Source organism: Mycobacterium sp. FW102-FHT13B02, from assembly GCF_058790275.1.
The window spans coordinates 34,376-45,302 of sequence record NZ_JBYTCM010000029.1 but is presented as its reverse complement, the minus strand read 5'-3'; the positions used below and the strand labels follow the sequence as shown (position 1 = coordinate 45,302).

At 69.1% G+C, this 10,927-nt stretch carries 10 protein-coding genes; 7 read left to right on the top strand and 3 right to left on the bottom strand.

Annotation, left to right across the window (positions count from 1 at the left end; translation table 11 throughout):
- Positions 1-31: 31 nt before the first annotated feature.
- Both AC3WTE_RS29810 and AC3WTE_RS29805 read right to left on the bottom strand, forming a co-directional pair.
- Positions 32-730, bottom strand: a complete 699-nt coding sequence (locus AC3WTE_RS29810) for a M24 family metallopeptidase (RefSeq protein WP_492443057.1) — start codon at positions 728-730, stop codon at positions 32-34.
- A 10-nt stretch (positions 731-740) separates the two neighbouring features.
- Positions 741-1,502, bottom strand: coding sequence for a polysaccharide deacetylase family protein (locus AC3WTE_RS29805; RefSeq protein ID WP_492443056.1), 762 nt, complete (start codon positions 1,500-1,502; stop codon positions 741-743).
- Between the two features lie 140 nt (positions 1,503-1,642).
- Between AC3WTE_RS29805 and AC3WTE_RS29800 the strand changes: the two genes are divergently transcribed.
- The gene (locus AC3WTE_RS29800; RefSeq protein ID WP_492443055.1) at positions 1,643-2,140 is read left to right on the top strand and encodes a cupin domain-containing protein; all 498 of its coding nucleotides are present in this window, start codon (positions 1,643-1,645) and stop codon (positions 2,138-2,140) included.
- Between the two features lie 93 nt (positions 2,141-2,233).
- Positions 2,234-3,952, top strand: a complete 1,719-nt coding sequence (locus AC3WTE_RS29795; RefSeq protein WP_492443054.1) for a DEAD/DEAH box helicase — start codon at positions 2,234-2,236, stop codon at positions 3,950-3,952.
- Between the two features lie 89 nt (positions 3,953-4,041).
- Here the strand turns inward: AC3WTE_RS29795 and AC3WTE_RS29790 are convergent, their stop codons facing one another.
- Entirely contained in the window at positions 4,042-4,857 is an 816-nt protein-coding gene (locus AC3WTE_RS29790; protein WP_492443053.1) for an HAD-IIA family hydrolase, read from the bottom strand.
- A 67-nt stretch (positions 4,858-4,924) separates the two neighbouring features.
- Between AC3WTE_RS29790 and AC3WTE_RS29785 the strand changes: the two genes are divergently transcribed.
- From AC3WTE_RS29785 to AC3WTE_RS29765, 5 genes are read left to right on the top strand one after another with little or no spacing between them, the layout of a single operon-like run.
- Positions 4,925-5,845 (top strand): SDR family NAD(P)-dependent oxidoreductase, encoded by a 921-nt coding sequence (locus AC3WTE_RS29785; RefSeq protein ID WP_492443052.1) that lies wholly within the window; start codon positions 4,925-4,927, stop codon positions 5,843-5,845.
- Positions 5,846-5,849: 4 nt separating this feature from the next.
- Positions 5,850-7,037 carry a molybdopterin molybdotransferase MoeA gene (gene moeA, locus AC3WTE_RS29780; protein ID WP_492443051.1) on the top strand — a complete coding sequence of 396 codons (1,188 nt, stop codon included), beginning with the start codon at positions 5,850-5,852 and terminating at the stop codon, positions 7,035-7,037.
- Between the two features lie 29 nt (positions 7,038-7,066).
- The gene (locus AC3WTE_RS29775) at positions 7,067-7,804 is read left to right on the top strand and encodes a phosphatidylserine decarboxylase (protein WP_492443050.1); all 738 of its coding nucleotides are present in this window, start codon (positions 7,067-7,069) and stop codon (positions 7,802-7,804) included.
- Positions 7,801-8,691: a CDP-alcohol phosphatidyltransferase family protein gene (locus AC3WTE_RS29770; protein ID WP_492443049.1), complete on the top strand. Its 891-nt coding sequence runs from the start codon at positions 7,801-7,803 to the stop codon at positions 8,689-8,691. The genes AC3WTE_RS29775 and AC3WTE_RS29770 overlap by 4 nt, the downstream gene beginning before the upstream one ends.
- Positions 8,692-8,726: 35 nt before the next feature.
- Positions 8,727-10,922: an AAA family ATPase gene (locus tag AC3WTE_RS29765; RefSeq protein ID WP_492443048.1), complete on the top strand. Its 2,196-nt coding sequence runs from the start codon at positions 8,727-8,729 to the stop codon at positions 10,920-10,922.
- The last annotated feature ends 5 nt before the right edge of the window (positions 10,923-10,927 follow it).

Here is a 10,927-nt window from a genome sequence, read left to right as displayed (position 1 = left end):
TGTGGCGCCGGCCATCGGCGCCACACCGTGATCACCTCCGCAGGTCCAACAACTCTTCCTGGAACCCGCCGAACTGCCGACCCGGGGCGATCAGGTGCACTTCCAGAATCCAATGGCACTGCCGCCCTTGGGTATCCACCCGACGCATCGGCAGGTCCGAGCCAGGTGCCACATAGGAGTCGATCTCGTGGCCGCGGATTTTCTCGTGCGGAAACTCGCCGACCAGGTGTCCGGCGATGGCACCGCCGAATTCCCAACCGGCGGTTCGACTCAACTCGACGACGTGCTCGAACAGTTGCGCACCGGTGATGTCCGCGGTCGCCTCGAAGTGGGCCCGAGCCGCTTCCCACACTTTCGGTAAGTCGTTGCGTAAGGCCAACTTTCGAGGGTCGTCACCGAGCACGAACGTCCGGCCGAAATCTGCTTCCCACTCCTCGAAGAGGGGCCCCAGGTCGACGAACACGATGTCATCGTCGGCGATGACACGGTCTGGCGGATTGTCGCGGGCCGTCGCGAGGGTGTTCTCGCCGCCGCGCACGATCCGTTTGTGCCAGTGCCGGGTGACGCCGAGGAGCTCGGCCGCCAGCTCTCGAATCTCGTCGGACACCTGACGCTCGCCGGCGCCGGGCCGGATCAGCCCCCGCTCTTCGATGGCGACGAACAATTCCGCCGCCTTGTCCTGGGCGCCCAGAAGCCGCGCAGTCCGCACGTCTTCGTCAAACTTCTCCACCGCACCGATGCTAGGCGGGCCGCACGAACTCCCAACCGGCTGCCTTCATGTCGGTGATCGCCGCCGCATACCCGCCCGCGGTCCCCGACCCGGGGCGGTTCATATGGGATATCACGACGGAACCGGCTTGTGCACCAACCACATTCGCGCGCACCCGCGCGGCAGGCAGCGTGGCGCCACTATCTCCGTTGACAGCGAAGCCGAGCGGCTGCAACCCGAGGTCATGCACGATCTGCACGGCCACGTCGTCGTAGTGGGCGGTGCCGGGACGGAACCAGGTGGGCGCCTTGCCGGTCAATGTCGTGAGTTTGATCTGGTTGCCCCACACCTCGTCGACGACCTCGGCGGCCGACCGCGTGCCGGCGATCCCGTAGGCAGCACGGCCGGTCACCGACAGCGGCACGTGGCGGGTGCCGTGGTTGCCGATCTCGAAGAGCGGGTTCGCCGCCAGTTGCGCCGCCCGGTCGGGGTGCTGGTCGATCCAGCGGGAGTTCAGGAACAACACGGCCGGCACGTTGTTGCGCTGCAGCGTGTCGAGCAGGGCCTCGTCGACACCGCCCCGGCAGGCGTCGAACGTCAGGGCGATCTGGCGCCCGCTCGCCGGAAAGGAGGTGACGATCCCGGGCAGCGCCATCCCCCACTGGGTCGGCACCCGGCGCGCATATTGACCGGCGACAGCCGCCGGATCCAGGGCGGCGGACGCCCGCGATGCCAACGCCAGCGAACCGGCAGCGGCGGCACCAGCAGCCAGGAAAGCCCGTCTGGTTATCACAGGCCGGACGGTAGGCCCAGACTCTGAACAACGAGTGTCCAGAAGCTGTGAGTTTGCCGCGAGCACCGGACCGGGCGGCCGCCCTATCGTGATTGGCGAGAAGCCGTGTCCCCTGCTCGTCGTCCACCCAGGAGCCGACCATGTCGTTGGTAGTTCCGCCGTACCCCCCGGCCCGCTACACCGCTGATCAACCGGAGGTCAGCGCCACACTACGGCGCGGAGACGAGCCGCCCGACTACGACTCGCACGGCTTGATCCAGTACCTCTACCTCGCGAACCAGACGAAGACCGCCGGCGACTACGGCCTGTATCGCGTCGACATCGCGCCGCACGGCGGCGGACCGGGGCCGCATTTCCACCGCGCGATGTCCGAGGCGTTCTTCGTGCTCTCCGGCACCATGACGCTCTACGACGGCACCGACTGGGTGCGGGCCGGCGCCAACGACTTCCTGTACGTTCCGCCCGGCGGCATCCACGGATTCCGCAACGAGGCCGACGAGCCGGCGTCGATCCTGATGCTGTTCGCTCCGGGTGCTCCGCGAGAGGCGTATTTCGAGGGGTTCGGCCAGCTCGCCGACATGACCGATGACGAACGCCGCGAGTGGTTCATCAAGCACGACAACTTCTTCGTCGAGTAGGACGAGCCGACTCTTCCCAGGACACGCCGACGAAAGTGCGCAGCCCGAACCCGTTGCCCTAAACTGCCCTTTCAACCAAGGAGGAGTCTTCGGGTGCGGGCATACGCAGCGCCCAGCACCCAGGCTTTGCGGGGCTGGCAGCGTCGGGCTTTGGTGCGGTATCTGACCGCCAAGCCACGGGATTTTTTGGCTGTCGCGACGCCGGGTGCAGGCAAGACCACGTTCGCCCTGCGGATCGCCGGTGAGTTGCTGACGGAGCGCACCGTCGACCAGGTCGTGGTCGTCGTCCCGACCGAGCACCTCAAAACCCAGTGGGCAGAAGCCGCGGCGCGCGTCGGCATGGCCCTGGACCCCAAGTTCAGCAACTCGACCGGGCAGACGTCGTCGGACTACCACGGCATCGTCGTCACCTACGCCCAGGTCGCCAGCCATCCGACCAGGCACCGCGTACGCACGGAGAACCACAAGACGCTGGTGATCTTCGACGAGGTCCACCACGGCGGCGACGCGAAGAGCTGGGGCGAGGCCATTCGCGAGGCCTACGACGACGCGACGCGCCGCCTGTGTCTGACAGGGACGCCGTTCCGGTCGGACGACAGCCCCATCCCGTTCGTCAACTACGAACCCGATGGCAGCGGCCACCAGCAGTCGGTCGCCGACCACACCTACGGCTACTCCGACGCGCTCGCCGACGGCGTCGTCCGCCCGGTGGTGTTCATGGCGTACTCGGGTGAGGCCCGCTGGCGCGACAGCGCCGGCGAGGAGCACGCGGCCCGACTGGGTGAACCGCTCACCGCCGAACAGACCGCCCGGGCCTGGCGCACCGCCCTGAACCCCGAGGGCGAATGGATGCCCGCGGTCATCGCAGCGGCCAACAAGCGCCTGGGCCAGCTCCGCCAGCACATCCCGGATGCCGGCGGCATGATCATCGCCACCGACCAGACCACGGCCCGCGCGTACGCGAAGCTGCTGCACACCATCACGGGTGAGGAAGCGACCGTCATCCTGTCGGATGACCCGACGGCGTCGGCTCGCATCTCGCAGTTCTCCGAGGGCACCAGCCGCTGGCTGGTCGCGGTCCGCATGGTGTCCGAAGGCGTCGACGTGCCGCGGCTCGCGGTTGGCGTGTACGCCACCAGTGCGTCGACCCCACTGTTCTTCGCGCAGGCCATCGGCCGGTTCGTGCGGCTGCGGCGCAAGGGCGAGACGGCCAGCATCTTCCTACCGTCGGTGCCGAACCTGCTGGAGTTGGCCAGCGAGCTGGAACGTGAACGCAACCACGTGCTGGGCAAGCCGCATCGCGTGTCCGACGGGCTCGACGACGACCTCCTCGAGCAGGCGCAGAAGAAGGAAGACGAGAAGTCGGAGCTGGAGAACGGCTTCGAGATGCTCGGGTCGGACGCCGAGCTGGACCAGGTGATCTTCGACGGCTCGTCGTTCGGCACCGCGACCGAGGCCGGCAGTGACGAGGAGGCCGACTACCTCGGCATCCCGGGTCTGCTGGACCCCAACCAGATGCGTGATCTGCTGAGCAAGCGCCAGGACGAACAGCTGCAGAAGCGCAGCGCCAAGGCCGCGGCCACGGGTGCACCGCCGCCACCGATGACCACGCACGGTCAGTTGCGCGAGCTGCGCAAGGAACTGAACCTGCTGGTGGCCGCTTTCCACCACCGCACCGGACGGCCGCACGGCTGGATCCACAACGAGCTGCGACGCCGCCATCCCGGCCCGCCGGTGGCCGCCGCGACGCGCGAGCAGCTGCAGGACCGCATCTCCGCGATCCGCAACATGCAACGTGAGCTGACGGCCTGACGGCTCAATCCACTCGCCGCACTCGCCCCCACAAGCGAGAGGTACCCCCACAACGCGGCTCGTACCTCGCCGCTTGATCGTCGTACGGCCTAGAGCCCGAGCAGCTCCGGCAGATCAGCCACCGAATCCACCACGTAGTTCGGCTGCATCGCGAATTCGTCTGCGGCCCACCGGTCCAGCGTGTCCTGCCGGAACTTGCCGGTGCGCACCAGCACGCCGGCCATGCCGACGACCTGCGCCGCCAGCACGTCGTTGTTGAGGTCGTCGCCGACCATGTACATCTCTTCGGGCTCGACGCCGAGACGGGCGGCCGCAGCCAGGAACCCGGCGGGCGCGGGCTTGCCGACGGCGGTGCCCTGATACCCGGTGGTCTGTTCGAGGCCGGCCAGATAGAGCCCGGTGTCCACCCGCAACCCGTCGGCGGTGGTCCACGCGTTGCTGCGGTGCATGGCCACCACCGGGACACCGCGGGCCATCCAGTCGTAGACCCAGCTGAGGGTCAGATGCGTGTATTCGGGCCCGGCGCCACCGAGCAGCACCACGTCGGGTGTGTCGGGCTGCTGCGGGCCAGTGAAATCGGAGGCGTAAACCAGATCGACGCCGGGCATGTCCGCACCGATCTGGCCGTTGTTCACCAGAAAACATCGGGCGCCCGGGTAGCGGTCACGCACGTAGTCCGCGGTCAGCACAGCGGCCGTGACCACTTCGTCGGCGGCGACGTCGATCCCTGCGGCACAGAGCAATTCGGCGATCTGCTGGCGGGTGCGGGTGGTGGTGTTGGTGAGAAAGGACCGGGCGATCTGGCGCTCTTCCAGCGCCCGCAGCGTCTCGGCCGCACCGGCGATCGGCCGCCACGAGGTCACCAGGACACCATCGATGTCGAAGAGAACCCCGCCGATTGCCATGCTGCCGACAGTAAACGCCCGCCGCTCCTGCGCAACTCAGGCAGTCCGCTCGGTAGTGTCATCGCGCATGACGGCTAACTGGACTGCGGGCGATGTGCCGGACCAGACGGGGCGGGTGGCGATCGTCACCGGCTCCAACACCGGGCTGGGCTACGAGACGGCGCGCGTGCTGGCGGGCAAGGGCGCGCGCGTGGTGATGGCCGTGCGCGACACCGCCAAGGGTGACGACGCGGCCGCCCGGCTCCGGGCGAGCACCCCGAACGCCGATGTCACCGTGCAGAAGCTGGACCTAGGGTCACTGACCTCGGTCCGCGCCGCCGCCGACGACCTGCGCGCGGCCTACCCGCGGATCGATCTGCTGATCAACAACGCCGGTGTCATGTACCCGCCGAAGCAGACCACCGCCGACGGCTTCGAATTGCAGTTCGGCACCAACCACCTGGGCGCCTTCGCGCTGACCGGCCTGCTGATCGAGAACCTGCTGCCCGTCGCGGGCTCGCGGGTGGTGACACTCGGCAGCATCGCCCACCGCATCCTCGGGAAGATCGACTTCACCGACCTGCAGTGGGAGCGGCGCCGCTACAACCGCGTCGCCGCCTACGGCCAGTCGAAGCTCGCCAACCTCATGTTCGCCTACGAGCTGCAGCGCCGGCTCGTGGCCACCAACGCCGAAACCATCTCGGTCGCGGCCCATCCGGGCATCTCCAACACCGAATTGATGCGCCACATCCCCGGTTCGGGGCTCCCGGGCTTCCACCAGATCAGCGGACTGGTCGCCAACAGCCCCGAGGTCGGCGCCCTGGCCACGTTGCGGGCTGCCGTCGACCCCGACGCGCGCGGTGGCGAGTACTACGGCCCGTCGGGTTTCCGGCAACTGGTCGGCCACCCGGTGCTGGTCCAGTCGAGCGCCCAGTCGCACGACGCCGGCATCCAGCGGCGGTTGTGGGCCGTCTCCGAAGAACTGACCGGCGTCACGTTCCCGATCTAGCATCATGCGGACTGTCGAAGAACATCAGCGGGTCGTCGCCGGGTTGATCAGCGCCCGGCCGGCCGTCACCGTACCGCTGGCCGACGCGCTGGGACTGGCCCTTGCCGAAGATTTGGTGGCCCCTCTGTCGCTGCCCGGTTTCGACAACTCGGCCATGGACGGCTATGCCGTCCTCGCTGCCGACGTTGCCGGCGCGTCGGCCGAGAACCCGGTGAAACTGCCTGTTGCCGAAGATATTCCGGCCGGCCGCACGGATCTGCTCACCTTGGCGCCCGGCACCGCGCACCGGATCATGACCGGCGCCATGCTGTCGGCCGGTGCCACAGCCGTGGTGCCCGTGGAATCAACCGATGCGGCGACGGACACTGTCTCGATCTTCGCCGCCGCTGTCGAGGGCCGCCACATCCGGCGTGCCGGCGAGGACGTGACCGCCGGGATGACGGTGCTGTCCGCCGGCGAGGTGCTATCCCCCGCGGCGCTGGGCCTGGCCGCCGCACTCGGCTTCGCCGAGCTGAAAGTGATTCCGCGGCAGCGGGTTCTGGTCCTGTCCACCGGAACGGAACTGGTCACACCGGGCACGCCGCTGCAGCCGGGCCAGATCTACGAGTCCAACGCCGTGATGCTGGCCGCGGCGCTGCGCGAGGCCGGAGCCGACGTCACCACCGCACCGGCGACGTCCGATGACGTCGCGTTGTTTCGGCAGACGTTGTCCGGTCACGCCAAGGACGTCGACCTGATCGTCACCACCGGCGGCGTCAGTGCCGGTGCCTATGAGGTGGTCAAAGACGCCCTTTCCGGTGATGTCGAGTTCGTGAAGGTCGCCATGCAGCCGGGAATGCCCCAAGGCGCCGGGACCGTCGCCGGCACGCCCATCGTTACCTTGCCGGGCAACCCGGTCTCGGCGCTGGTGTCGTTCGAGGTGTTCATCCGGCCGCCGCTGCGCGCGGCGATGGGCTTGCCGTCACAGCGGCCGCGCCGGTCGGCAACCCTCACCGAGACGCTGACCTCTCCCGCCGGGAAACGCCAGTTTCGCCGCGGCGTGCTCGGCACGAACGAGCAGGTCAGCAGCTACGGCCCGCCGGCCTCGCACCACCTCCGGTGGCTGGCAACGGCAAACTGCCTGCTGGACATCGGCGAAGACGTGGTCGAATTGCCAGCCGGATCACCCGTGCCCGTCTGGGATCTCAGTTAGAGCCCCGCAAACCGTAGAATCGAGTCCCGATGGCCAGACCTGCGCGCCCCCCAGCTGACACTCCAGAGTCCGAACTGTCCCGTTTCGTCGACCTGGTCCGTTCCACCGTTCCCCCGATTCACCCGGCCGGGCTGCCGTTCATCGGCGGCGCTCTCGGTGTCGCCCTGATAGGCCGCCGCAAACGCTGGGTCCGGGCGGCCGGCTTGACCGCGGCCGTCGCGTGTGCCGGGTTCTTCCGGCATCCGCCGCGGACGCCTCCGAGCCGACCCGGCGTCGTCGTCGCTCCGGCCGACGGGCAGGTGACGTTGATCGACGAGGCCGTCCCGCCCGCCGAGCTGAACCTGTCGGACGAGCCGCTGCCGCGGATCAGCATCTTCCTGTCCCTGTTCGATGCGCACGTACAGCGGGCACCGGTGGCCGGCGAGGTGATCACGGTCAAGCACAGGCCGGGCCGGTTCCTGTCCGCCGACAAGGCCGAGGCCAGCGAGGACAACGAGCGCAACAGCATCTGGCTGCGCACCGCCGACGGCCACGACGTCGTCGCGGTGCAGCTGGCCGGTCTCCTGGCCCGCCGCATCGTGTGCAACACCCACCCGGGTGCGCACCTGGCACTGGGCGAGACCTACGGCCTGATCCGGTTCGGCTCGCGGCTGGACACCTACCTGCCCAAGGGCTCGGTGATCGGCGTCGAGATCGGGCAGCGTGCCATCGGCGGCGAGACCGTGCTGGCAGAGCTGCCCACGCCGACCACCGGGTCGCCGGAATGAAACCCCGGATCAAGACTCCGCAGGTGAGCCTGCGGAAGCTGGTCCCCAGTGCCCTGACCGTCGCCGCCATCTGCCTGGGCCTGACGGCGGTCAAGTTCGCTCTCGACCACCGCCCCACCGAGTCCATGGCGCTGCTGGCGGGTGCGGCGATCCTCGACGCGCTCGACGGCCGCACGGCCCGCATGCTGAACGCCACGTCCAAGATGGGCGCCGAGATCGACTCGCTGGCCGACGCGGTGAACTTCGGTGTGGCGCCGGCGTTCATCGTGTACGCCACGCTGCTGCAGCACAACACCTCGCCGCTGGCCTGGATCGTGGTGCTGCTGTACGCGGTGTGCATCGTGCTGCGGCTGGCGCGCTTCAACGCCATGCTCGACGTGGAGGGTCCCGCGTTCGAGAAGGAGTTCTTCACCGGCATGCCGGCCCCGGCCGGCGCGATCGGCGCCATCGGCCCGCTGGCGGCCAAGATGCAGTTTCCCGGCCCGTGGTGGGATTCGCACTCGGGTCAGGTGTTCATCTGCGTCTGGCTGATCGGCGTCTCACTGCTGGTGGTCAGCACCGTCCCGATGCGCAAGGTGCACACCTTCGCCATCCCGCCGAACATGGCGTTGCCGCTGCTGGCGCTGCTCGCGATCCTGGTGGCCGCCTCGGTGATGTACGGCTACATCGTGATCCTGGCGATCATCGTGGCGTACGTACTGCACATCCCGTTCGCCATCCGGACCAAGGCGTGGCTGCGTGAGCACCCTGAGGTGTGGGATGACAAGCCCAAGGAACAGCGGCAGGCGCGCCGGGCCATCCGCCGGGCCCAACCGCGGCGTACCGACCGCGGCCAGCGCCGCTCCACGGCCCGGCTGCGGTTGCGTAGGCCCGGACCGCGGCGATGACGCCTGCGGACGCGAGGAGCAGTCAGCCACCGGCCGTGCAGGCTGCATCCGATCCGTCCGGTGCGCAGCTTCAGCTCACCGCCCGCCTGAACACCTCGGCCCTCGACGCCCGTCGCGGCGTGGTCATGCTGCACCCCGAAGCGATTGCCGCCCTGGGCATTCGCGAGTGGGACGCGGTGTCACTGACCGGTACCCGGACCACCTGTGCGGTGGTCGGCATCGCCGCCGCCGGCACTCCCCCGGGCACCGTTCTGCTCGACGACGTGACGCTTTCCAATGCCGGGGTCCGGGCCGACTCGCCAGTGCTGGTGTCACCTGCGACGGTGTACGGCGCCCGTTCGGTGACCGTCAGCGGCTCCCGGCTGGCCAGTGGATCGATACCGACCGCGACGCTGCGAATGGCATTGCTGGGCAAGGTGATGACGGTCGGCGACACCGTCTCGCTGCTGCCGCGCGACCTCGGCCCGGGTACCTCGACGTCGGCGGCCACCTCGGCGCTGGCCACCCAGGTCGGTATCACCTGGACTTCGGAGCTGCTCACCGTGACGGCCGTGGATCCGGCCGGGCCGGTGAGTGTGCAGCCGAATTCGGTGGTCACGTGGGGCGACGCGAGCGTCGTCACCGCGGCCGCGCAGCCGGTGATCTCTCCACCGGAAGCCGCTGCCGCCCAAGCTCTTTCGATCGACGATCTCAAGGGCATGGACGCCCAGGTGACGCGACTGACCGAGTGGCTGAAGCTGGCTCTCGACCAACCCGAACTACTCGAAACCCTAGGCGCCACCGCCAATCTGGGTGTCCTGGTGTCGGGACCCGCAGGCGTCGGCAAGGCCGCCATGGTGCGGGCGGTGTGCGCCTCCCGCCGTCTGGTCGAACTCGCCGGGCCGGAGGTCGGGGCACTGCGGGCCGAGGACCGGCTGGCCGCCGTCACGGATGCTGTCCGGTCTGTGCGCTTACCCGACCAAAGCGGCGGCGTGCTGCTCGTCACCGACATCGACGCCCTGCTGCCCGCGGTCGCCGAGCCGGTGGCCACGATGATCCTGGCCGAGCTGCGCAAGGCCGTCGCCAGCCGGGGTGTGGCGTTCATCGCGACGTCCGCCGTGCCCGACGGCGTGGATGCCCGGTTGCGTGCGCCTGATCTCTGCGACCGCGAGTTGGGGCTGACCCTGCCGGATGCGGCGACCCGCAAGGCGCTACTGGAAGTGTTGCTGCGATCGGTCCCGGCGAAGGAGCTGAACCTCGACGAGATCGCCGAGCGCACACCGGGATTCGTGGTCGCCGACCTCTCCGCACTGGTACGCGAGGCCGCGCTGCGGGCTGCGGCCCGAGCCAGCGCCGACGGTGTGGAGCCGGCATTGAGGCAGGACGATCTGGCCGGCGCGCTGTCGGTGATCCGGCCGCTGTCCCGGTCGGCGACCGAGGAGGTCGCGGTCGGGTCGGTGACCCTCGACGACGTCGGCGACATGGTGGCCACCAAACAAGCGCTGACCGAAGCGGTCCTGTGGCCGCTGCAGCACCCGGACACCTTCGAGCGGCTCGGTGTGGAGCCGCCGCGCGGCGTGCTGCTGTACGGACCGCCCGGCTGCGGCAAGACGTTCCTGGTGCGGGCCCTGGCCAGCTCCGGCCGGTTGTCGGTGCACGCCGTCAAGGGCGCGGAGCTGATGGACAAGTGGGTGGGTTCATCCGAGCGTGCCGTGCGCGAATTGTTCCAGCGCGCACGCGATTCCGCGCCGTCGCTGATGTTCCTCGACGAGATGGACGCATTGGCGCCCCGGCGCGGCCAGAGCTTCGATTCCGGCGTCACCGACCGCGTGGTGGCCGCGCTGCTCACCGAGCTCGACGGCATCAATCCGTTGCGGGACGTCGTGGTGGTGGGCGCCACCAACCGGCCGGACCTCATCGACCCCGCGCTGCTGCGGCCCGGCCGGCTCGAGAAGCTGGTGTTCGTCGAGCCGCCCGACGCCGACGCGCGTCACGAAATCCTGCGTACCGCAGGAAAATCCATCCCACTGGCACCCGACGTCGACCTCGGCGAGCTGGCCGGTGAGCTCGACGGCTACAGCGCCGCCGATTGCGTCGCACTGCTGCGAGAGGCGGCATTGACCGCGATGCGCCGGTTCATCGACGCCGCCGACGTGACCGCGGCCGACGTCGCCAAGGCCCGGCAGACGGTGCGGCCGTCGCTGGATCCCGCTCAGGTTCAGTCTCTTCGGGAGTTCGCCGACGGGCGATAGGGTCG

Excerpts from the sequence above, each read along its gene's own strand:
- AC3WTE_RS29800 (WP_492443055.1), top strand. The coding sequence starts at position 1,643 with ATGTCGTTGGTAGTTCCGCCGTACCCCCCGGCCCGCTACACCGCTGAT.
- AC3WTE_RS29790 (WP_492443053.1), bottom strand. The coding sequence starts at position 4,857 with ATGGCAATCGGCGGGGTTCTCTTCGACATCGATGGTGTCCTGGTGACC.
- AC3WTE_RS29785 (WP_492443052.1), top strand. The coding sequence starts at position 4,925 with ATGACGGCTAACTGGACTGCGGGCGATGTGCCGGACCAGACGGGGCGG.
- AC3WTE_RS29775 (WP_492443050.1), top strand. The coding sequence starts at position 7,067 with ATGGCCAGACCTGCGCGCCCCCCAGCTGACACTCCAGAGTCCGAACTG.
- moeA (WP_492443051.1), top strand. The coding sequence starts at position 5,850 with ATGCGGACTGTCGAAGAACATCAGCGGGTCGTCGCCGGGTTGATCAGC.
- AC3WTE_RS29770 (WP_492443049.1), top strand. The coding sequence starts at position 7,801 with ATGAAACCCCGGATCAAGACTCCGCAGGTGAGCCTGCGGAAGCTGGTC.